This window comes from Microvirga sp. jy35 (genome assembly GCF_056148915.1).
Window position 1 is genome coordinate 13537 of sequence record NZ_JBWBEW010000021.1, and the last position, 22384, is coordinate 35920.

The following is a 22384-nucleotide window of genomic DNA, read 5'->3' on the forward strand; positions in this document are numbered from 1 at the left end:
CTGAGCGGTCCAAGCTCAGATATGCTATGGCTCACCGCTGGGAGCAAGCTTCGGGAGCACGGGGATGTCATCGGCGGTGATGCAAAAGATCGTCATCCATCGAGCCGGCGGCTATGAGGAACTGAAGGTTGAAACCCACCCTGTGCCCGAGCCGGGCGATAGACAGGTCCTGATCCGCACGCAGGCCGCGGGGGTGAACTACGCCGATATCTGCGTTCGCTGGGGCGTGTACGAATCGGCGCGCCGCTTCGTCGGCTGGCCAATCACGCCGGGCTTCGAATGCTCAGGCTACGTGGAACAGGTCGGCCGCGGTGTCACCCATGTGAAGCCGGGCGATGCGGTGTTCGGGCTGACCTTCTTCAATGGCTATTCCACCCATGTGTGTGCCCCGGCAGACCTCGTCTGGCCCAAGCCTCATGCTTTGGATTTCGACGCCGCCGCAGGGTTTCTGGCCGTCCACCTGACGGCTTATCACGGATTGCTGCAGAATGTGGTGATCCGCCCCGGCATGAAGGTCCTCGTGCACTCGGCGGGAGGCGGGGTGGGATCGGCCCTTGTCCAGTTGTGCAAGCTGCACGACCTCGACGTGGCCGGGGTCGTGGGAGCAAGCCACAAGATCGAGTATGTGCGGGCGCTGGGGGCAGATGCCGTGATCGACAAATCCCGGCAGCCGCTCTGGGAGGAGGCAAGGCGGCTCTGCCCCGAAGGATACGATCTTGTCTTCGATGCGAACGGCCCTGAAACCCTCGGCCAGAGCTACGCGAATCTGAGGCCGACCGGGAAACTGCTGGTTTACGGCTTCCACACCATGCTGCCCAAGCAGGGCGGGCGTTTCAGCTATCTCAAGGCCGCCCTCGGGCTGCTGAGGATCCCACGGTTCAAGCCTCTCTCCATGACGAGCGAGAACAAGGGCGTGGTGGCGTTCAACCTGTCGTTTCTGTTCGACCGCGCCGATCTCCTGCGCTCCGCCGTGGACGACCTCGCGGCATGGGTGGAAGAGGGCCGCCTTCAGGTGCCGCGGGTCGAGGCTTTTCCATTAGCAGATGTTGCCCGAGCACATCAGACCCTCGAATCCGGCAATACGGTGGGCAAGTTGGTGCTGCGGACCGCGCCCGCCTTCGATGCGACCGGCCCGAGCGCTTGAGAGAGCGACCTCGGGCGAAAGCCGGAACCGGGGTGAGTTGCTATCTCGCTCGATGGGGAACTGCCGTATTCATGGACCCGATTCGGGGATGAACGACTTGAGGCCGGTCTCTCGACTTGCATCAGAGAAGCGGTATCTAGTTCCCATGTTCTCATCGCGTAGTTACACCATTCGCCAATGTCTGATGGCGTTTGGCGCCATCCTTGTGCTGCCTGGCCTGCTCTTCGCGGCTGTTCTGCTGTGGCGTTACGCTGTTGCGGAGCGAAGCAATTACGAGGAGGAGGCCCTCGGGACCGCCCAACGCATCATGGCCTCGGTCGACCGCGAACTCGTCGGAATCCAGGCTGCCGCTCAGGCCCTCGCAACCTCCTCGACCCTGCTCGAGGGCAATTTCGAGGCGTTCCAGCGCCAGGCCCAGATGACTCTTCAATCCTGGTCGCGGGCGAGACCGAACGACTATGCCATCGTGGTCCGCGACGCCATGGGCCAGCAGGTTGCCAACACGCGTCTCCCCTGGGGCTCGCCGCTGCCGAAGGGAGCCAACCTTCCGATTGACCAGCAGGTGATCGCAACAAAGCGTCCCATGGTCCAGGACCTCTTCACGGGCGCAACGGCCGGCCGGTCCATCATCAGCGTCCGAGTCCCTGTCCTCAGGGACGACACGGTCACCCACGTGCTGTCCATGGCGGTCGAACCCCGGAGGATTGCGGATGTCCTGCAGGCTGAAGGCCTGACCGGCCAGTGGGTTGCCACGGTGATCGACAGCGCGGACCGCGTGGTGGCCCGATCCCGTCGGCACGAGACTTTCACCGGGACGCCCGCACCTGACGAGTTCCTCAAGGCCGCCCAGGATGCCGACGGCATCTGGGAGGGACGCAATCTCGAAGGAACCGAGGTTCTCGGAGCCTATGCCCGTTCCGAACTGTCGAATTGGACGACCTTCGTGGGCGTTCCCGCCGAGATCGTCCAAGCCCCCCTGCGCCGCTCCCTCTGGACCATGTTCGGACTGGGGATGGGTTTGCTGGTGCTCTCCTTCATCCTTGCCAGCGGGTTCGGGAAGCGCATCGCCGATCCCGTTCAGGGATTGGTCAACCTGGCGCAGCGCCTCGGTCGTGGCGAGCCGATCGCCGCGGCATCGACCGGGCTCACGGAGATCGATCGGGTCGGTGAAGCGCTGACGGGCGCCTCAGCGGAATTGCGGAGCCGCGAAGCCGCGCTGGCTCAAAGCGAGGCCCGCTTGCGGGCGACTCAGAACAACGCGGCAGTGGGGATCGCCGAAGTGGACAGGGATGGGCGATTCGTCTCAGTCAACGAGGCACGCTGCAGATTGACCGGCCATACCCGTGAGGAGCTGATCGGCCTGCATTTCGGCCACGCGGCCGAGTCTCCTACCCTCGAACAGGATTTGGATCTGTTCAGCCGGCAGGTGGCAGGTGAGTTCGACACCTATACGACCGACAGCAGGTTCCGCCGCAAGAATGGCAGCGGCGGCTGGGCGCGGGTGACCAGCACGGCGGTCCGGGATGCCGGGGGAGAGTTCCTCTATGCCGTGCGCGTGGTCGAGGACATCACGGAACGCAGGGAGGCCGACCGACGCCAGAAGCTCCTCATCGACGAGCTGAATCACCGGGTGAAGAACACGCTCGCAACAGTGCAGTCGCTGGCTTGGCAGGCTGCCCGTTCGGGAGTGCCGCCGCAGGTGGCGCAGCAGCGTTTCCAGGAGCGCCTGCTGGCGCTCTCACGCACACACAATCTCCTCAATGAAACGCACTGGGAAGGAGCCTCCCTCAGGACGATCCTGGAAACCGAGCTCCAGCCCTACGCAACCGCTCCCTCGCGCATCCGGCTCCACGGCCCGGAGGTGCAGCTTTCCCCGAGATCGGCAGTGGTGCTGGGCATGGCAATTCACGAGCTAGCCACCAACGCCGTCAAGCACGGAGCCCTGTCCCTGATATCCGGACAGGTGCAGGTGGACTGGAAGGCCGACGAGACAGGCGACGAGGCGATTCTCACCGTCGAGTGGCGCGAGATGGGCGGCCCCCTGGTCGAAGGTCAACCCAATCCCGGATTCGGCTCGCGCCTGCTGCGGCAGACGATCGTCCAGGAGCTCGCGGGTGAATTGAGTGTCAGGTTCGAGCGTGAAGGGATGTGCTGCACGATCACTGTTCGGATCGGATCGGCCAAGCAGCAGGCGGCCTGAGTGGAAAGGCGCTGGCCGCCTGCCTTCATCGACGCGCCGGAAAGTCCCTTTGCTCAAGCAACGGCATGGTAGTCCACAACCTGTCCCGCATCCTCTCGAGCCGATCCGTTGGGCGGGATCATCGGTGCCATGATCCCGCCCGCTCAGAGAACCTCCCTGTCTATTGCCGGGGCGCATTCGGCGCAGTGTTGCCGGGGGTATTCACGTTCTGCGGAGGCGGGTTGGTGTTGCCCGCGGCGCCCGCCCGGTTGGCATCCGTGCTGTAGCGGAACTCGGGTGCGCTCTGCAGGTCGGCCTTGGTCATTTTCACCATGGCGCGGGCAGGGGTGTTCGGATCGCTTCCACCTGCTGTCGTACCCGCTCCGGCCGTCGCGCCACCTGTTCCTGCGCCGCCCAAGGTTCCGGCCGCTCCGGGCGAGCCGGCGGTGCCTGCGGCCGTGCTGCCGGTGGTGGCCGGCTGGCCCGCTCCGCCGGTTGCGGTGCTCGGCACAGTGGTATCGGCCGTAGTCGTGCTACGCTGGCCCGTGTTGGCGGAGGCTTGAACCTCCTGGTTCGACATCCACTGCACCTGATCGAACGGAATGGCCACATCCTTCTGGCCGATTCCCAGGAAGCCGCCGACACCCACGACGAGGCCGTGGATCTTGCCCTGGCGGTCCACCAGAACCTCGTCGATGTCGCCGATCTTCTGGTTGTCGGCCCCATACACGTCGATACCCATCAGCTGTGAGCCGCGCATGAGGTCCCGCGGCATCTGGGTCATGACCTGACCAGGGCCGGCGGGTTGCGTCGGCGCCGTCGTCTGGGCCAGGGCCGATCCGGCCAACAGGGCGGCTGCGGCAAGGCCCGCTGCAAGCTTCATCCTCAGCATGTCTTCCTCCTTCGAACAGGGCGTCCACAGACGCTCGCAAGGGGAACGGACAATTTCGAACAAGGTTCTGCATCATCGCAGCACTTTGTGCCGCGGTCCGGTACAGGAGTTTGGTCTCTCCACGATCTCTCGCGAGGCTGGGCTTCCCCCAGAGTCTGCCGGCAACCGCATGTGACTACGCAAGACCTCGCCTGCAGAACCAATGGCCGCTGGTTCTGCGACGCTCTCAGGAACGTGCCATCGCGGGGATCATGGTGACCCTCATTCGTGAGCGGATGCGGGTGTCTAGGCCAGGACGTCTGAACAGGCCCTGTACAGACCTTTCAGGTCCCCCGCGAGCCGGAAAGGGAGGTCCAGCAACCGGGCAGATAGGGGCGTGGGCCACAAAGCCTGCCTTCCTCACCCCGGCCAGCAGAGACCATGTTCCAACAGCATGTCGGCCACCGATGTCCGCTTCCATCGGAACGGCCTTCGCCGCCGCAACGTTTCCTGTCGAGGAGAGCGCCATGCCAACGAAATTGCCAGACGAGAGACAGCTTCGCGAGCCGGGGACCATGGAGCTCGATCCTTCCGGAGAGGGCATGGCCATGGACGAGACGCGGCGTCTGATCGCCTCCAGCAAGGTCGAGGGCACGCCCGTGTTCAACAGGGCAGGAGAGCAGCTCGGCACAGTGTACAACTTCATGGTCGATAAGGTCTCCGGTCAGGTCGCCTACGTGGTCATGAGCTTCGGAGGGTTTCTCGGCATCGGCGAGAGCTATCATCCGCTGCCGTGGCGTGCCTTGACCTACGACACCCGGCTGGGCGGCTATGTGGTGGACATCGACAAGGACCGCCTGACCGACGCGCCGAGGTATGGCGCCGATCAGGATCCGTTCGCCGACGACGAGTATGGTGCGAGGGTCGATGCCTACTACAGGACCGCCCCGACATCCTGATCGTTGGCCGGCGCGGTGGGCTTGTCAGAGAAAAGCTGCAGGCAGAGCACACCAAGCGTTCCGTTCAGGACGATCACGGCCGCGATGCGGGCTGCCAGAGAGCCTTGGTCATTGTTGCGGTCCATGGGGTTTCCTGCGGGGCTCCTGCCGTCGTTGTCCCCGATCTCGGCCTTCGTACCGTCGAGGGTCTGGTTACGCATCGCGCTCCGAAGGCCCGGACGCTCGGGCGACGCCAACAATGACCGCAAGGAACAGCCCAAGCACGACTTTCATGACGAGATATCCCCCTTGTCGGGTTGAGCCGTCGCCTTGTGGCCCCGTGGCTTGAGGGCCAGGAAATGCTGGACGAGCGGCGGCTCCGTTCCACGGTGGAAGCGCCGCGCCTCCGCCTGCATGTCGGCATCCGCTCTTGAGACCCGCTTGTGCTGGCGCAGGTGCTCGGCCCAGGACTCGACGAAGAACCACTCGGCGATGTGCTCGGGATCCGCCGCATCCTCGGAGACGCCCCAGGCATAGGCACCGTCGCGACGACGTTCCTCCGAAAGCCGATGCAGGGCAGCGAGGAAGGTGTCGCGATCCGCCGGAGAGACGCGATAGGTGACCATGACCAGCACCGGCCCCCGGTCATGGGCGACGGGTTCGGCCATCGCCGGCTCGGGCCAATGCTGAGACGGGGTCAGGTCACCCTCTCCGCTGGGCAGAGGAGCCCGGTGAGCCACCACCGCGATCAGGGCTAGGCCGAGACCCGAGATGATGAGTGTTCTGTCCGTGCCGATGCCCTGTGCCAGGAAGCCCCACCCCAGGCTGCCCGCCGCCATGGCCCCGTTGAAGGCTGTCAGATAGATCGCCAAGCCCCGGCCCCGGATCCAGTTCGGCAGGATGGCCTGCATGGTGCCGTTGAGCGTCGTCAGCATCGTGATCCAGGCGATGCCGAGCACGAAGGTCGCGATGAGCGCCACGACCTCCAGGTTCGTCAGCGCGAGCAAGGCGGTGGCGCCGGCCGTTACCAGCGACATCGCAAGCACGAGACAATCCTGTCCGAGGCGGGCACGAACCCGCGGCAGCACAACCGCACCCCCGATGGCGCCGGCTCCGACGCTTCCGAGCATCAGGCCGTAGAAGCTGGGGCCACCGCCAATCTCCTGGCGCGCCACGATGGGCAGGAGCGCCCAGACGGCGCTGGCGAAGGCGAAGAACAGCACGGCGCGCCACAGGACGCGATGGAGATCGCGGCTGGCCTGCGCATAACGGAGGCCCGCCCGCAGCGCCCCGCCAAAGTGCTCCCGCAGGCCGTCATCCGTGTCGGCCTCACGCCGCCACCACAGCAGGGCGGCCGCGACCACCAGATAGGTGAGGACATCAACACCATAGACCGTTGCGGCCCCAAATCCTGCCAGCAGAAATCCTCCCAGGGCGGGTCCGATGGATCGGGCGATGTTGATGCCGAGTGAATTCAGGGCAACGGCACCTTTCAGATCGGATCGCGGGACGAGCTCCGGGGTGATTGCCTGCCACGCCGGCGTGGCGAGCGCTGCGCCCACCCCGCCGAGGAACGTGAGAAGGACGAGGCTCTCCACCGAGATATTACCGGTCCATGCCAAAACGGCGAGAAGGGAGCTCACCACCGCAAGCGCGATCTGGATCACGATGAGAAAGCGACGGCGGTCGAGGATGTCGGACAGGACCCCTGCGGGAATGGCCAGGAGGAAAATCGGCAGGGTGCCCGCCGCCTGGATCATGGCGACTGTGGCGGGTGAGGCGGAGATCTCCGTCACCAGCCAGGAGGAGGACACGTCGCGCATGAAGGTACCGATATTGCCGAGCACCGTGGCGGTCCAGATCACCGCGAAGAGGCGGTGATGGAGCGGGGCGAACGTGCCGGGGGGAGGGGGCGGCACCGCGTTTGCGACGGTCGTGCTCTGGGTCATGATCGCCCACTCCGTCCACGGGCGAACAGGGCTGCGAGAGCAAGCCCACCCATGATGGCCGCCGCAACCGGAGTGGCGGGCTGCAGACCCAAGCCTGTGACCTCATCGACGGCTCCGCAGAAGTCGAGGAGCTTCGCGACACCGCTGATGAGAAAGGGCGACGCGAGCGCCAGGCGTACCAGGGCGTCAAGGCCGGGCAGGGTCAGCATCCGGTCAATGGAGCGGGGAACTGCGATGCCGGTCATGGCGCCCTCCATCAGAACGCCCAGCAGGAGCAGCCGAGCACGCCCCAGAACGAGCGCGCGTCCGACGCGGGTGTGTTCGCAGCCCAGGCGCCGGCATGAGCATGGCCATGCACCCCGCAGGAACTGGCACAGGCGCAGGCCGCCGCCGCGAAGGCGTACTTGCGGGCCTCGTCATTGCCGGCTCGCTGCCGGTAGCCGCCATAGCTGCGCACGGGCGACCAGTCCGGCATGGGCGGGGGAAGGGACGGCGCGAGATCCTTGAACTCGGCGTCGCCATGCACGGCCCTGCCGCCCAGAAGCGTCAGAACCGACGTGATGTCCTGGATCGCGTCCTCCGGCACGGCAAAGTAGTCGTCGGACAGCACCGCCAGATCGGCCAGTTGGTCTTGCCTGATTTGTCCTTTCTTGCCGGCCTCATTGGAGAACCAGGTGTTGGCCTCGGTCCACAGCCGCAGGGCGCTCTCCCGGTCAAGGCGATTAGCCGATGGGTAGAGCGTCAGTCCTCCCAGCGTCTTGCCGGTCACGAGCCAGGACAGCGACACCCATGGATTGTAGGAGGCAACACGGGTGGCGTCGGTGCCGGCGCCGACCGGAACGCCGGCATCCAGCATGCGCTTGATCGGCGGCGTGCGCTCGGCCGCCCTGCTGCCGTAGCGCTCGACGAAGTCCTCGCCCTGGAACGCCATGCGGTGCTGGACGGCGATGCCGCCGCCAAGCGCCGCGATGCGGTCGATGTTGCGGTCGTCGATGGTCTCGGCATGATCGAAGAACCAGTGCAGGCCATCGAAGGGAATGTCCCGGTTCACCGTCTCGAACACGTCGAGCGCTCGGGTGATGGTCTCGTTGTAGGTGGCGTGCAGGCGCCAGGGCCAGCGATTCTCGACCAGCAGGCGGACGACCGGCTCAAGATCCCCTTCCATGTTGGGCGGCATCTCGGGGCGCTCGACCTTGAAGTCCTCGAAGTCGGCGGCGGAATAGACCAGCATCTCGCCCGCACCGTTGTGGCGGTAGAGATCGTCGCCCTGACCCGGCTTGACCTGCTTGGCCCAGCTGTCGAAGTCCCTGAGCTCCTCCTTCGGCTTCTGAGTGAACAGGTTGTAGGCCAGGCGCACCGTGAGGTGTCCTTCGCGGTGCAACTCCTCGATGATCTGATAATCATCGGGATAGTTCTGAAACCCGCCGCCCGCATCGATCACGCCGGTCACCCCGAGGCGGTTCACCTCCCGCATGAAGTGGCGCGAGGAGTTCTTCTGATACTCGGGTGGGAGCTTCGGACCCTTAGCCAGGGTGGCGTACAGGATGGTGGCGTTGGGCTTTGCGATCAGCAGGCCCGTGGGGTTGCCGCGAGCATCACGCTGGATCTCGCCGCCGGGCGGGTTGGGCGTGTCCTTGGTATAGCCGACCGCCCGCAGGGCGGCGCCGTTGAGCAGGGCGCGGTCATACAGGTGGAGGATGAAGACGGGCGTGTCGGGCGAGACGGCGTTGATCTCGTCGAGGGTCGGCAGGCGCTTCTCGGCGAACTGATGCTCGGTGAAGCCGCCGACCACGCGCACCCATTGAGGGGCCGGGGTGCGGTCGACCTGCTCCTTGAGCATGCGCATGGCGTCAGCCAGGGAGCGCACGCCGTCCCAGCGCAGTTCCATGTTGTAGTTGAGGCCGCCGCGGATGATGTGCATGTGGCTGTCGATCAGCCCTGGGATGACTCGTCGTCCCTTGAGGTCGATCCGCTGCGTGGTTGGACCGGCGAGAGGCATTACCTCTGTTTCGTCACCGACGGCCGCGAAGCGTCCGTCCCGGATGAGGAGCGCCGTTGCTTCGGGCTTCTGGCGGTCAAGGGTCGTGACCCGGCCGTTGAACAGGATAAGGTCGGCGGGCATGGTCATGGGCTGCGCCTTGCTGGTTTCCGAGAAGGGCAGGCCGGTGGCCAATGCACCGAGCCCGGCGACGAATGTGCGACGGTCGGGGTCGCCCGCCATGGCATGCCTCCGCGGTCAGGCGCCCGCCGCAGGGCAGAGCGCATGGGAACGGGAATGGCTTCGGGCAGGGTCGGGATCACGAACCCCACCCGCCCGGGACGGGGCTCATTCCGCGGCGACCGCCGGCTGGGTCGCGTGGTCGCCTTCGCTCGCGCCGAACATCGTCTTGGCGTAGATGATGCCGAGGCCGTAGGCCCCGCCGAACTTTTTTGCGATCCCGGTGGTCAGGTCGTAGGTCTCGGCCCGCCCCCAGTCGCGCTGCAACTCCAGCAGGTACTGCAGCGACGTCATCGGACGCACCCCGGCCTGCACCATCCGCCCCATCGCGCGCTCGTGAGCCTCCTCCGAAACATCGCCGCAGGCATCGGCAATGACATAGACCTCGAAGCCCTGATCCAGAGCTGATAGGGCCGGACCGACGATGCAGACGGACGTCCACAGGCCGGCCAGCACGATGCGGTTCTTGCCGACAGCATTGATGCGCTCGACGACGCCGGCGTCCTCCCAGGCATTCATGGAGGTGCGGTCGACCATCTTCTCGCCGGGAAAGGCGTCGGTGATCTCGCTGAACATGGGTCCCGAAAAGCTTCTTTCCGCCACGGTGGTGAGGATGGTCGAGACACCGAACCCGGCGGCCGCGTGGGCGACGAGCGCAGCGTTGTTGCGCAGCATGACCCCGTCGATCGACCGGGTGGCGAAGGACATCTGCGACTGGAAGTCGATCATGATCAGCAGATGGTCGTCGGGCTTGATGAGCATGGTGCCCGGAGTCGGTGTTGCTTGGGCCATCAGGCGCCTCCTTGTGTTGGTGGACAGGGATTTCGATGACGCTCCACGGTATGTGTCCGCGTCCTGAGATGGTCAGCAGTGTCGACCGTTCGCCCCTAGGCATCTTGTCGGAACCTGCGTGACTTTTGCTTCGGATTGCCGTGGCATGCTTCCGGTGCCGGAATTTTCCTCAGGTCTGGCGGGTCCTTCTCCAGGCTCCCGGGCTGGTCCCGACCGCCCGTGTGAACGCCCGTGTGAAGTGGGCCTGATCCGCGAAACCGACGTCGAGCGCGATCTCGGCGATGGACATGCGGCTCGTCAGGAGGAGATGCCTTGCCCGGCGCAGCCTCGCCTCCAGCTGCCACTGGTGCGGCGCCAGGCCGGTTGAGGCCTTGAAGGCACGGCAGAAGTAGGCCTGGGAGAGCCCTGCGACGGAGCTCAGCTCCCCGAGCTCGATCCGGTCTCCGAGACGGTCGTCGATGTAGTCGGTCACGCGCCTGAGCTGCCACAACGCAAGGCCGCCCCGCCGCTGCGGTGGGCCCGGTCCCTCGAATGTCTCGGAGAGCGCGACCAGCATGGCCAGGAAGATGCTGTCTCCATAGAGCGGATTCGTCGGGCGCTCGCTCGTCAGCTCGATTTCGATGAGGCGGGCGAGGCCCAGCAGCCTCTGGTCGACAAAGGTGAGACGGGGGGTGACGAGAGCCAGCGGGTTGACCGCTTCCTCGCCCATCACCACCGCCGTCGCCGGATCGAACTGCAGGGCGACGTAGCGCATGTGGCGCATGTTCTCGCTATAGCCGAAGATCGGCGTGTCAGCCGGAACGAAGTGGACGGCCTCGCCGCTGGTCTTGGGCGCCGTGATCGCCTTGGCGGCCGTTTCCGCGAAGCGGATCGGGCCCCCCGCATGGGCGAGGCGCATCGTGAGCTGGGCGCAGGCCGCATGGGCGCCGCCCGAGTAGGGCCCCGACGTGCCCTCAAGGTCCTTGATGACGGCTGTCGCGCCGGCGAAGGTCCTATGCTGCCGCACGAGCAGGTCGGCGCCTCTGTGGGCCGTGACGAGGGGCTTCCTCCATGCCGGCGGTACACCCCCGGGCAGTCGAATGCCCTCGACGGCGCGCAGGGCGGATTTCGGATCGACGGGCTTGGACGCTTGATGACGCATCATTTCTGTCCTCCTCGGTCGTTCAAGCGGTTTAGCTGGCGCAGGACGCAACTAGCGGGGACTCGTGTCGGCGGTTTTCCGATTCGTCGCGTACAGAAAACAGCGGTCCGCGGCTGGTTTCAGCACAGAAGTGACATGCGGCCGGAGGAGGTCGGTCGATTTGGTCAGCCGTCTTCCACCGGCGGCAGAAACGTACAACCGGGGTGTGAGGGGCTCGGGTGTCGAGACTGGGCGGCCGGATGCCTCCCGGGAGCGTTGCAAAACCGCCAGAATTCAGGACTATGAAGCTTGAGGCTGGGACAGGCGCGGAGCTCTGGCATCGATGTCGGACGTTGCAGAGATCAACGAGCGGCCGTTCTTCGCGGCAGGGAAACGGCTCGACGCCGCCAACCAACTGCTGCTCAGAACCGTCGAGAGGGGCTCCCTTTCCATCGCGCAGTACCGGCGCGATCTGCCCGGATTCGGAACCACGGCCCCGAACCCGGTGTCGGACACATACATGGTGGTGGTGAAGCTCAGCAGCTTCGAGCCTCACGACATCTGGCGCGACGGTCACCATCTGCGACGGCCCGCGTTCCGAGGCGGCAGCCTGTCGATCCTCGACCTGCGCCACTCCTGGACCACGGACCTGCAGCAGCCGTTCCACACGATCAATTTCTTCGTGCCTCAGCATACCCTGGACGGACTGGCGGAGGACCTGCGCGCGCCGAAGATCGGGCGGCTGACATGTCCGCTCGACTCTGAGCAAAGGGATGACGTGATGCTCCACCTCGCCCTGTCCCTCCGTCCTGCGTTGGAACGCCCCTGGGAAGCGACCCGATTGTTCGCCGATCAGATCGCGGCCGCGATGAGCACCCACCTGGCCTTCGCCTATGGAGGTCTCACACCGGGCGGAGATCCGATCAAGGGAGGTCTGTCGCCAGTTCAGGAACGCCGGGTAAAAGAGATGCTCATGGCCGACCTGCGGGGGGATGTGAGCCTGTCAGATCTCGCGGCAGCCTGCGGGCTCTCCGCAGGCCACTTCTCCCGGGCCTTCAAGCGGACGACAGGGCTTCCTCCCCACCGCTGGCTTATGGAGCAGCGGCTCAAGCGTGCGAAGGCCCTGCTGCTCGATCCGAGCCGGACCGTTTCCGATGTGGCAATGGCGTGTGGTTTCGCGGATCAGAGCCATTTCACCCGGGTCTTCTCCGGCAGGGTCGGGGCCACGCCTGGCGCCTGGAAGCGCCTGATGGGAGGTTGAACGCCCCCGCGCCGCCGGCATTGCCGGGCTGGTCCAAGCGCCCGGAGCACGAGGGCAGTTTCAGACAAATTTGCCACCGCATCGTTCAAGAGGCTCCGGCATGGCTGATCTAGAACGTCAGCACCGCTCTGAAGATGGGGGTCGCCCATGTCGAGTCCTGATCGCCCCGGTCCCTCGGCGTCCCGACGCGATGTCCTGCTGGGCACCGTTGGAATCGTGGCCGCGGCTCACTTCGGTATGGGCCCTGGCCCGGCATCCGCCCAGACACGATCCCCATCCACTGAAGGAGCGAGAACGATGAATACCATCACGACGACGGACGGCACGGAAATCTTCTACAAGGACTGGGGCAGCGGACAGCCCATCGTCTTTCACCATGGCTGGCCGCTCAGCTCGGATGACTGGGACAGCCAGATGCTGTTCTTCCTTCATCAGGGCTACCGCGTCATCGCCCATGACCGCCGTGGCCATGGTCGCTCGACACAGACCGCTCACGGCAACGAGATGGACACCTATGCCGATGATGTCGTCCAACTGGCGAAAGCCCTTGACCTCAAGAGCGCGATCCACATCGGCCACTCCACCGGAGGCGGCGAGGTGGCTCGCTACGTTGCCCGCGCTGAGCCGGGACGCGTGGCCAAGGCGGTGCTGATCGGCGCGGTGCCGCCCATTATGGTCAAGTCGGACAAGAACCCCGGCGGTCTGCCGCTCGAGGTCTTCGATGGCTTCCGCGCGGCCGTCGCGGCGAACCGGGCGCAGTTCTACGTGGATGTGCCGGCAGGTCCCTTCTATGGCTTCAATCGTCCCGGTGCGAAGGTCTCACAGGGCGTGATCGACAACTGGTGGCGACAGGGCATGATGGGGGGCATCAAGCCGCAATACGACTGCATCAAGGCCTTCTCGGAAACCGACTTCACGGAGGACCTCAAGAAGATCGGGGTCCCTACGCTGGTGATGCATGGCGACGACGATCAGATCGTGCCTTTCGCGGATTCCGCGCCGCTGTCCGTCAAGCTCCTGAAGCATGGGACCCTCAAGGTCTACGAGGGGCTGCCGCATGGGCTCTGCACGACCCATCCTGACGTCGTGAACGCCGACCTCCTGGCCTTCATCAAGGGGGCGGCCTGAACTGCGGGCGCGTGTTCAGGGCAGCAAGTGATGGAATTCCGGGCTTCTGACCCGAGCCACGCATGAGACTCCGGTGGTTGGTGCCTGACCATCCACCGGACACGGTGCCAACGCCTATCCGGGAGCGTCCGATGGACCGCCAACGGCCTGATCCGTCCAAGACCAGCCTTGATCGGCGCCAGTTGCTGATGGCGGCCTCGACCTTGGTGGTGTCGCCCCTGCTGGCGGCGCGGGCACGCGCCGCCGCAACGCACAGCTTCAGGCAAGGCGATTTCGACATCACCGTCATCAGCGACGGCTTCATCACCCTGCCGATCAGTATCATCGCGCCGGAGGCCCCGCCGCAGGAACAGGCCGACATCCTCCGGCGGCTGGGCGGGACAGGCGACACCGCGCCCGTCAACGCCAACATCCCGCTGATCCGGTCAGGGCAGGATCTGATCCTCGTCGACAACGGCTCCGGCGACAAGTTCCAGGCCAGCGCCGGGCGGCTTGCCGCCAACCTCAGAGAGGCCGGGATCGATCCGGCTTCGGTCACGAAGATCGTCTGCACCCATGCCCATCCTGACCATGTCGGCGGGACGCTTGGACCGGACGGGCGCCTGATCTTCCCGGATGCGGCCTACTATGTGAGCGCCGCCGAATGGCAGTTCTGGATGGATCCGGACTATCGCACGTCGATGCCGGACGCGTTGCACGAGTTCGCCCGCGGAGCGCAGCGCGACCTCTCCGCCATCCGGGAGCGGGTGACCCTGGTGAAGCCGGGAGACGACATCGTCACCGGCCTGCGCGTCCTCGACACGGCAGGCCACACGCCGGGCCATGTGTCTCTTGAACTCGACGGCGGGGAGGGGCTCATCATCACAGGCGATGCGGCCACCAACGTCGTCGTCTCGTTCGAGCATCCCACCTGGAAGTTCGGGTTCGACATGCTGCATGACGTGGCGATTCCAAACCGCCGGGCGCTCCTGGAGCGTGCGGCGACCGACCGGATCAAGCTCCTCGGGTATCATTGGACCTACCCTGGCGTCGGCTATGCCGAGCGCCTGGGTAGCGCTTACCGGTTCGCCGCTGCATGACGCACCCACTCAGGCTCAACCTTGGAGAGACGCACTATGCAGGACGCACCCCGATTCAGCGCAATAGAGGCTCCCAACCAGTTCGCGGAGGCCGGCGGTCGGACGCTGGCCTACCGCTCCATCGGGGCGGGCAAGCCGCTCGTGCTCTGCACGCGCTTCCGCGGCACCATGGATGAGTGGGATCCGGCCTTTCTCGACGCGCTCGCGGGCCAGGGCTTCCGGGTCGTGACATTCGACTACAGCGGCCTCGGGCTCTCCACCGGCACGGCGACCTACAACCCTTTCGAGATGGCGAAGGACCCGCGCGACCTGATCAAGGCGCTCGGCCTGGAAGATGCCGTGATTGGCGGATGGTCGCTCGGGGGGCTGGCTGCCCAGGTGGTAGTCGCCCTGGATCCGGCAGGCATCAGCCACGCGGTGCTGATCGGCACGGGACCGCCCGGTTTCCTGGCGAAGACCGCCGAGCAGCTCTTCTATGACGTCGCCGGAAAGGCGGAGAACGACTTCGAGGATTTCGTCATCCTGTTCTTCGAACCCGCTTCGGAGACGAGCCGGGAAGCCGCCCGTCGCTCGGCGGAGCGCATCGCACAGCGCAAGCAGGGGCGCAGCCCCGCGGTGCCCACCGACTTCGCCCGGGCCAACCTCGGCGCCGGACCGCGAAATCCGATGTTCCCCGCCGACCCCGTCCTTCAGGCCCTGAAGGGCACGGCGATCCCGATCCTGCATGTCGGTGGCGATCACGACATCGTCTTTCCGGTCGAGAACTGGTACGCGCTCAACCAGGAGATGAAAACGCTCCACCTCGTCACCTTCCCGCAGTCGGGGCATGGGCCGCAGCACCAATACCCACAGATCAGCGCCGACGTGATCGCGAGCTTCGTGCGCAACACCTGAGGCGGCCTCTTTCCGGCAGGCATGACGGCATGACGAAGGAGACGTATCATGTCCAAGACCATCCTCCTGATCCACGGCGCCTGGCTCAACGGGCACAGCTGGGAAGGATTCAAGACCCGCTACGAGGCGAAGGGCTACCATGTGGCTGCGCCATCGTGGCCCCACGACGAGCGCTCCCCGGCCGAGCTGCGCGCGTCCCCGCATGAGGACCTGCGCAACGTGGGCATCCGGCGGATCATCGACCATTACGAGGGCGAGATCCGCGCCCTGCCGGAAGAGCCGATCATCATCGGCCACTCCGCCGGAGGGGTGTTCACGCAGATGCTGCTCGACCGCGGCCATGGCGTTGCGGGCGTCGCGATCAACCCCGCCCCGACAGCCGGCGTGCCGCTCGGCCGCCATGCCATCGTGTCGGCCCTCCCGGTCTTCCTCTCCTTTGGCAGTTGGCGCCGCGTCATGACCATGTCGCGCCGCTTCTTCGGACGGCGCTTCGCGCAGACCCTGCCGAAGGACGAACAGGACGCCGCCTACGACCGCTACATCGTGCCCACGCCGGGAAAGGTGTACTGGGATGGCATCGTCAGTCCCGGAAAGATCCGCTGGGACAACCCGGACCGCGCGCCGCTCCTGCTCATCGGCGGCGGTCTGGACCTGATCGCCGACGCCACAATGACCGAGGCGATTCACCGGAAGCAGAAGCAGGCTGGGTCGCGAACCGACCTGAAGATCTTTCCCGACCGCTCGCACTGGACGTGCCTGGACCGCGGCTGGGAGGAGGTGGCGGACTACGCGCTGGACTGGGCCGTGCAGAACGCCCGCTCCAACGCCAGTAATGCCAGGCCGCTCGGTGCAGCCCGTACGGCCTGATCAGGCCGCATGTCCGGGCAGCGCGCCTTCGATGAGCTTGCGCTGCTTGCCGACGAGGGTCTCGCGTGGATTGTCAGTGGCCCGGATCGCCACGTCCGCATCACGCTTGGACAAGTTCAGCTCCTGACTGGCCAGCACCACATCGAGGCGCACGTTTCGGCATGCCTTACGGAACTGCGTGAAGAAAGGCGTGAGCAGGTGGATCAGGAGCGGGTCGTAGGTGGTCACGCGCAGCTCGCCTGCGGGAGCGATCTCCCGTCCCGCACGTGGGCCTGGTAAGCCGGGGTCTAGAAGGCGATGGCGGAGAGGGGGTGTCCGCCTGAGACTCCGAGAAAACACCATAGTCACTCTTAATCAAGCTACCTCAACCCAGAGATGGGCAAGATTCTCCTTAGTAGCCTCGCAAAAGCTTAGGGGTGCCTAAAAACTTTTGCGCTTGCAATTAGGACGTTAGCGTATACGTTAACTTATATGACGTTCGGATACGTAAGCGGATATGAAACCAGCAAGCCTTCCAAAATCCATATCTGAGCCGCCCGCAGGAAAGTCGGCGGAGCGTTCCGCCCATGTGGCATACGCTAAGATCAAGCAGCGCATTTTGGACAACGATTACGCACCAGGGATCGCTGTTCTCGAGCAGGCGCTTGCAGATGATCTGGGGCTCTCGCGTACGCCGATCCGGGAGGCGCTCGTCAGGTTGGAACAGGAAGGCCTCGTCCAGGTCGTTCCGCGGCATGGCATGAAAGTACTGCCGCTCTCACCGCGAGATATGCGGGAAATCTACGAAATCATGATCAGTCTTGAGCTTACCGCGACTGATCTTCTTGCGAAGCGAAGGCCGTCCAAGGAGGAGATCGCGCCGCTTATGCAGGCATGCGATGACATGGAAGCGGCTCTTGAGCGCGATGATCTAAGGGCGTGGGCGAGTGCCGATGAGCGCTTCCACTTTTCCCTTGTCGAGCTCTGCGGAAACAGGCGCCTTGCAGCTATGGTGATGGGTGTCTGGGAGCAGTCGCACCGTGCCAGAATGTTTACGCTCCGGCTTCGCCCCAAACCCGTCGATTCGACGCGCGAGCATCGGGATGTTGTCAATGCGATCCTCGCAGGTGACGCTGTCCAAGCCAGACGCCTCTACCGCGACCACCGTGAGAAGGCTTCGAACGGTATGGTTGCGATTATCGAGCAGTTCGGGCTGACCCGGCTGTGAGGAGCCTGACAGCTCACTTCTCGTCTCCGAAGGCCGCGCCAACGGCCCGGACGGCGATTGAACCGACCAACCGGCCAGCCGCGAGCGTGGTCGGGACGTACAAAAGTCCGGACGGCAACATTTCGGAGGAAGCCCATGATGCCCACGCGCGTCGTCATCGAGGTCTGCTGGAGCTCAAACCTTAGTATATTCCGCCTGCGCCGGCGGCATCGGATGGGAGGAGCGGTATGACGCTTCCCCTCTCCGGAATCCGCGTCCTTGACGTCAGCCAAGTCATGGCCGGTCCATTTTGCTGCATGCTTCTTGGTGACATGGGCGCTGATGTCATCAAAGTTGAGCCTCCTGGGGTTGGCGACCAAACGCGACGGGCAATGGGCTTCCGTCTCCAGAGCGACGACAGTCCAGGCTTCCTAGCACTCAATCGCAACAAGCGAAGCGTCGAGATCGATCTTAAGAGTGAAGCAGGACGTGCAGTCTTCTACAAACTGGTTGAGACGGCTGACATCCTCGTCGAGAACAATCGCCCGGGCGTCACATCCCGGCTGAAGATCGACTATACTACCCTCAACAAAATCAATCCTCGCTTGATCTATGCCAGCATTTCGGGCTTTGGGCAGACAGGGCCGTGGTCGCAGCGACCTGGATTCGATCTTATCGCGCAGGCAATGTCAGGCGTCCTCAGTGCTACAGGTTTGCCTGGCGGCGAACCGGTGAAGTGCGGAGTGCCGATTGCTGATCTCGGATCGGGCATGTTGGCGCTCTATGGTATCCTGAGCGCCTATATCGGCCGTGAGAAGACCGGGTTGGGGCAGCACATCGATGCCTCGTTGTTCGAGACCGCACTCGCCCTCTCGATCTGGGAAGTGACTGAGTACTGGGGAACGGGACGGACGCCCCAGCCGCTCGGCACGGCGAACCGCATGAGTGCGCCTTACCAGGCGATACGCGCCTCGGATGGCTTCTTCGTCGTCGGGGCTGCAAACCAGAAACTCTGGATAAGTCTATGCAACGTGATTGGCCAGCCGGAGCTGATAGACGATCCCCGGTTTAGGGACAACGTGGGGCGGTTAAAGCACAGACAAGAGCTTATCGACGCAATTGAGCCGGCGTTCAGGAAGAAATCCGCCGCTGAATGGGTAGACGAACTCTTGGCCGTCGGCGTTCCGGCGGCGCCAGTCTATGACTTTGCCCAAGCTCTCGCAGCGGAGCACACCCTCGAACGGAAAATGGTGATGCAGATCGATCACCCGGCTGAGGGATCAATCAATTCCCTCGGCTTCCCGGTCAAATTGAGTAGGACGCCTCAAGAAGTGCGGTACCCACCCCCAATGCTCGGGCAGCACACTGAGGAGGTGCTGAAAGAGCTCGGCCTGCCAGCGGACGCCATGCGTGAGGCCAGGAACGAGGGGGCCACGGCCGCATGAGCGAGGGAGCCGTCACGTACCATCGCGAAGGCGTTGTCGGATGGGTTGTCTTCAACCGGCCCGAGGCGCGTAACGCGATGACTTGGCCGATGTACCGGCAACTGAAGGAGGCCTGCGAGACGATTGCCGCAGATCCTGAGGTCCGGTGCGTGGTATTCCGTGGGGCGGGTGGCAAGGCTTTTGTGGCCGGAACCGACATCGCTCAGTTCCGCGATTTCTCATCGGCTGACGATGGGATCGCGTACGAGAGGCAGATGGAAGTCTACCTTTCGACCATCGAGAGCCTCCCAGTTCCAACACTAGCGGTCATTGAGGGGTGGGCCATCGGCGGGGGGCTGGCGATAGCGGGCGTTTGTGATCTCAGGATCGCCACACCCGGATCCCGGTTCGGGGTGCCAATTGCCCGTACCCTCGGCAACTGCCTGTCGACGGAGAACTATGCGCGCCTTGTCGCCGGGTTTGGTGCCTCGCGCGTCAAGAAAATGCTGCTGATGGCTGAGCCTCTACACGCTGAGGAGGCGCTCGCGAGCGGATTCCTGAGCGAGATCGTCGAGCCGGAAGCACTTGGTGGCAGGGTTGCCGAGATTTGTGACCGTCTCGCCGTCAATGCTCCAATCACCATGCGAACCGCGAAGGAGGCTATCCGCCGCCTTCTACATTCGGCCATGCCGCCCGGCGACGACCTCGTCGCCCAGAGTTATGGCAGCCGTGATTTCCGCATTGGCGTAGAGGCATTTGTGGCCAAGACGCAGCCTAAGTGGGAGGGGCGCTGAGCACGAAAGGGCTTGCCACCCCGAGGCGTTCGAGAAGCCGCTACACGGGCCGAAACGGGTCCGAATGATAAGCCGGGCGGCAGACCAGAAGCCGGATACAACGGAGGAAATCCAATGACTCATAACGTCACAAGACGCGCCGCGCTGGCTATCGCCGCATCGGTCGCATTGCTCGCTGCCCCTGCCGCTCACGCCCAGCAGGGCCAAGCGCGCGAAATCGTCTTCGTCCTCGGCAACAACCTCTTCAGCGTGCCGGCCTTTGCGGCGGTCGAGAACGGGTACTGGGCAAAGCAGGGGCTCAACGTCAGACTCAAACTGGTTGCCAGCGGCCGTGAAATCACCCAGGCCCTGAATGCCGGCGAGGCCCAGCTCGGTGGAGCCAATATGGGAACCACCACCGCTAGCGCGCGCGCAAGCGGCAACATGCTCAAGGGCGTGATCCCCTACTACAATGACGCTGCCTTCATAGCTGTGGCCGGCGGACGCGGCATTATCGGCCGGGCCGACCGTGGCATCTCAAAGGAGGCCAAGTCCCTGGTCGGCAAAAAGATCGGCAGTCTCGCAGGCAGTACGCAAGAGGTCTACCTGCGCGAGTACCTCGCCCAGAATGGCCTCGACATCAAACAGGTCCAGGTCGTCAACGTGCCGGTGCCTGATATGCCAATCTCGCTCTCGCAGGGTTTGGTTGACGCTACCGTCCCTTGGGAGCCCTACCTCTCGCAGAGCCTTCGAGAGCTCGGGGAGAACGCAGTAGCCGTCAGCCGCGGCGCGCCGGGTTTGGTGGCGGATGTGATCGGCGTCCTCGCCAATGAGAAGTACATTGCCGAGAACAAGGGCCTCCTTGAAAAATTCGCGATTGGCCTGGCGGAGGGAACGCAGTTTGTCCGCAAAAACCCGGAGGAGACCGCCAAAATCGCTACCTACCACCTCGATGGCCTAAATCTCGCGGACGCGGTTGAGGGCATCAAGCATATGGCCTGGGATCCGCGCATCTCCGTTTGCACCGAGGAGGGCCTCCTCAAGACCGGCAACGACATGGTCAAGGAGGGGCTGATCAAGGGTGCAGGCTTCAAGTCCGCCGGCGAGTTCGCCGAGCGCAGCATCCTCGACAAGGTCACGAAGGAGCATCCTAATCTCTTCGACGACCTCCCACCAATTCCAACAAGCGTCACCGATTGCAAGGGCACCCTGAAGTAGCGCGCCCGCGCACCTCACTTGCCACCTAACAGGAGAAAGAAATGGTTCCCTACGAGAAGCAGGTCGTCACGGTCGTCCGCCAGGGCAGCATCGGGACGGATGTGACCTACGAGCCACCGCTGCGGATAGGCTTCGGCATAAGCGACAAGACCGTAGACAATCCCAATGCGACGATGGGGCGGAGCATTCTCGTCCCGGGCGCGGGGCCGAACCCGACCCACTATCATGCTGAGAACGATGTCGTCTGGTACATCCTCTACGGCAAAATCAAGCTATGGCACGCCAGAAGCGACGCCAGTGAACGGCAGGAGGTCATCCTGGAGGGCGGCGACTTCGTCTACGTCCCTGCCGGCGCCATTCACGTCATCGCAAACGCATCGGAGACCGAAGAGGCCTCCTTGATCTTCTGTTACATCGGCGTGCCCAGCACCGACGCGGCCAAGACCATCTGGCTCAGCGAGGACGGCAAGACCCGCCTTGAGCCCGAATCCGAACTGGCCTGAGAGGAGTGACTGTCATGGACGAGACCACCACAGACAAGATCATCGTCGAGGGCTTCCAGCACTTCTTCGAGACGGCTGACGGTCCCGTCCAGGCGACGGGGCAGATCGACCTGAAAATTCCCTCGGGCCAATTCGTTACACTGGTTGGCCCGAGCGGATGTGGCAAGACCACCCTACTCAAAGCCATTGCGGGCTTTATCACCCCCACGAGGGGGAGAATTATCTGCGACGGCAAGCTGGTGACTGCTCCAGGACGCGATCGTGGTGTCGTGTTCCAGGAGTTAGCCATTCTCCCCTGGAGGACTGTGCGCAGGAACATTGCGCACGGACTCGAGATCGTCGGAACCCCGAAGGCAGAAAAGGACCGCGTCGTCGAGCGTCTCATCGCGCTCACCGGATTGAGAGGCTTCGAGGACCGCTATCCCCACGAGCTCTCCGGTGGCATGCGCCAGCGCGTCGCCGTCGCAAGGACATGGGCGGCGGATCCCGATGTCATCTTGATGGACGAGCCGTTTGCAGCCGTCGATGCCATGACCAGGCTCACGCTCCAGGAAGAGCTCGCGAGCCTCACCTTCAGCACCAAAAAGACTGTGTTCTTCATCACCCACAGCGTGGATGAGGCGGTTTTCTTGGCAGACCGGGTACTCGTCATGAGCCGTCGTCCGGGACGGATCAAGGCCAGCATTGAGGTGCCGCGCCGTAAAGCGGGCGGACGTGATTGGGAATCCTTCACGACCGACCCCGAGATGCAAGCGATAAGTGAGCAGGTGCTGCGGCTGGTCCGTGACGAAAGGATTGACCCTGAGACGCGTGCTGCGGCGCTGAAGGAGGCGTCATGAA

22 protein-coding genes are annotated in these 22384 nt (G+C 64.3%); 14 read left to right on the forward strand and 8 right to left on the reverse strand.

The annotated features are described in order from the left end of the window. Positions 1–64: 64 nt before the first annotated feature. Together AC0QTX_RS16185 and AC0QTX_RS16190 are read left to right on the forward strand one after the other, a co-directional pair. Positions 65–1144, forward strand: a complete 1080-nt coding sequence (locus AC0QTX_RS16185) for a synaptic vesicle VAT-1 family membrane protein (RefSeq protein WP_474604842.1) — start codon at positions 65–67, stop codon at positions 1142–1144. Between the two features lie 184 nt (positions 1145–1328). Continuing rightward, positions 1329–3344, forward strand: coding sequence for a sensor histidine kinase (locus AC0QTX_RS16190; protein ID WP_474604843.1), 2016 nt, complete (start codon positions 1329–1331; stop codon positions 3342–3344). 160 nt (positions 3345–3504) lie between these two features. On the opposite strand, the gene AC0QTX_RS16195 is transcribed toward AC0QTX_RS16190, so the two are convergent. Beyond that, the gene (locus AC0QTX_RS16195; RefSeq protein ID WP_474604844.1) at positions 3505–4215 is read right to left on the reverse strand and encodes a PRC-barrel domain-containing protein; all 711 of its coding nucleotides are present in this window, start codon (positions 4213–4215) and stop codon (positions 3505–3507) included. A gap of 506 nt (positions 4216–4721) precedes the next feature. Here AC0QTX_RS16195 and AC0QTX_RS16200 point away from each other — a divergent pair. Continuing rightward, positions 4722–5153, forward strand: coding sequence for a PRC-barrel domain-containing protein (locus AC0QTX_RS16200; protein ID WP_474604845.1), 432 nt, complete (start codon positions 4722–4724; stop codon positions 5151–5153). On the opposite strand, the gene AC0QTX_RS16205 is transcribed toward AC0QTX_RS16200, so the two are convergent. The 6 genes from AC0QTX_RS16205 to AC0QTX_RS16230 form a co-directional block, all read right to left on the reverse strand. Then, the gene (locus tag AC0QTX_RS16205; RefSeq protein ID WP_474604846.1) at positions 5129–5353 is read right to left on the reverse strand and encodes a hypothetical protein; all 225 of its coding nucleotides are present in this window, start codon (positions 5351–5353) and stop codon (positions 5129–5131) included. The two genes, AC0QTX_RS16200 and AC0QTX_RS16205, sit on opposite strands and share 25 nt — an antisense overlap. A gap of 69 nt (positions 5354–5422) precedes the next feature. Beyond that, positions 5423–7081 (reverse strand): MFS transporter, encoded by a 1659-nt coding sequence (locus AC0QTX_RS16210; RefSeq protein WP_474604847.1) that lies wholly within the window; start codon positions 7079–7081, stop codon positions 5423–5425. Continuing rightward, positions 7078–7326, reverse strand: coding sequence for a DoxX family membrane protein (locus tag AC0QTX_RS16215; RefSeq protein ID WP_474604848.1), 249 nt, complete (start codon positions 7324–7326; stop codon positions 7078–7080). The genes AC0QTX_RS16210 and AC0QTX_RS16215 overlap by 4 nt, the downstream gene beginning before the upstream one ends. 11 nt (positions 7327–7337) lie before the next feature. Then, positions 7338–9302 carry an amidohydrolase gene (locus AC0QTX_RS16220; protein ID WP_474604849.1) on the reverse strand — a complete coding sequence of 655 codons (1965 nt, stop codon included), beginning with the start codon at positions 9300–9302 and terminating at the stop codon, positions 7338–7340. Between the two features lie 105 nt (positions 9303–9407). Continuing rightward, positions 9408–10091: a hydrolase gene (locus AC0QTX_RS16225; protein WP_474604850.1), complete on the reverse strand. Its 684-nt coding sequence runs from the start codon at positions 10089–10091 to the stop codon at positions 9408–9410. A gap of 169 nt (positions 10092–10260) precedes the next feature. Further along, the gene (locus AC0QTX_RS16230) at positions 10261–11235 is read right to left on the reverse strand and encodes a helix-turn-helix domain-containing protein (protein WP_474604851.1); all 975 of its coding nucleotides are present in this window, start codon (positions 11233–11235) and stop codon (positions 10261–10263) included. A 319-nt stretch (positions 11236–11554) separates the two neighbouring features. Between AC0QTX_RS16230 and AC0QTX_RS16235 the strand changes: the two genes are divergently transcribed. The 5 genes from AC0QTX_RS16235 to AC0QTX_RS16255 all read left to right on the forward strand — a co-directional run bounded on the left by AC0QTX_RS16235 (position 11555) and on the right by AC0QTX_RS16255 (position 16440). Continuing rightward, complete coding sequence (locus AC0QTX_RS16235; protein ID WP_474604852.1) at positions 11555–12472, forward strand: helix-turn-helix domain-containing protein; 918 nt, start codon at positions 11555–11557, stop codon at positions 12470–12472. A gap of 297 nt (positions 12473–12769) precedes the next feature. Next, on the forward strand, positions 12770–13600 hold the full coding sequence (locus AC0QTX_RS16240) for an alpha/beta fold hydrolase (protein ID WP_474604853.1): 831 nt from the start codon (positions 12770–12772) through the stop codon (positions 13598–13600). A gap of 131 nt (positions 13601–13731) precedes the next feature. Further along, positions 13732–14679 carry an MBL fold metallo-hydrolase gene (locus AC0QTX_RS16245; protein ID WP_474604854.1) on the forward strand — a complete coding sequence of 316 codons (948 nt, stop codon included), beginning with the start codon at positions 13732–13734 and terminating at the stop codon, positions 14677–14679. Positions 14680–14715: 36 nt separating this feature from the next. Next, positions 14716–15573 carry an alpha/beta fold hydrolase gene (locus tag AC0QTX_RS16250; protein ID WP_474604855.1) on the forward strand — a complete coding sequence of 286 codons (858 nt, stop codon included), beginning with the start codon at positions 14716–14718 and terminating at the stop codon, positions 15571–15573. A gap of 48 nt (positions 15574–15621) precedes the next feature. Beyond that, positions 15622–16440, forward strand: a complete 819-nt coding sequence (locus AC0QTX_RS16255; RefSeq protein ID WP_474604856.1) for an alpha/beta fold hydrolase — start codon at positions 15622–15624, stop codon at positions 16438–16440. Here the strand turns inward: AC0QTX_RS16255 and AC0QTX_RS16260 are convergent, their stop codons facing one another. Beyond that, on the reverse strand, positions 16441–16668 hold the full coding sequence (locus tag AC0QTX_RS16260; protein ID WP_474604857.1) for a hypothetical protein: 228 nt from the start codon (positions 16666–16668) through the stop codon (positions 16441–16443). A gap of 268 nt (positions 16669–16936) precedes the next feature. On the opposite strand from AC0QTX_RS16260, the gene AC0QTX_RS16265 reads away from it, so the two are divergent. The 6 genes from AC0QTX_RS16265 (at position 16937) to AC0QTX_RS16290 (ending at position 22383) form a co-directional block, all read left to right on the forward strand. Beyond that, positions 16937–17647 (forward strand): GntR family transcriptional regulator, encoded by a 711-nt coding sequence (locus tag AC0QTX_RS16265; RefSeq protein ID WP_474604858.1) that lies wholly within the window; start codon positions 16937–16939, stop codon positions 17645–17647. A 227-nt stretch (positions 17648–17874) separates the two neighbouring features. After that, complete coding sequence (locus AC0QTX_RS16270; protein ID WP_474604859.1) at positions 17875–19071, forward strand: CaiB/BaiF CoA transferase family protein; 1197 nt, start codon at positions 17875–17877, stop codon at positions 19069–19071. Further along, entirely contained in the window at positions 19068–19844 is a 777-nt protein-coding gene (locus AC0QTX_RS16275) for an enoyl-CoA hydratase/isomerase family protein (protein WP_474604860.1), read from the forward strand. Before AC0QTX_RS16270 ends, AC0QTX_RS16275 begins: the two co-directional genes overlap by 4 nt. Before the next feature lie 114 nt (positions 19845–19958). Continuing rightward, entirely contained in the window at positions 19959–21041 is a 1083-nt protein-coding gene (locus AC0QTX_RS16280) for an ABC transporter substrate-binding protein (RefSeq protein ID WP_474604861.1), read from the forward strand. 41 nt (positions 21042–21082) lie between these two features. Continuing rightward, positions 21083–21544 (forward strand): cupin domain-containing protein, encoded by a 462-nt coding sequence (locus AC0QTX_RS16285; RefSeq protein ID WP_474604862.1) that lies wholly within the window; start codon positions 21083–21085, stop codon positions 21542–21544. A gap of 14 nt (positions 21545–21558) precedes the next feature. Next, entirely contained in the window at positions 21559–22383 is an 825-nt protein-coding gene (locus AC0QTX_RS16290; protein WP_474604863.1) for an ABC transporter ATP-binding protein, read from the forward strand. Position 22384 lies beyond the last annotated feature (1 nt).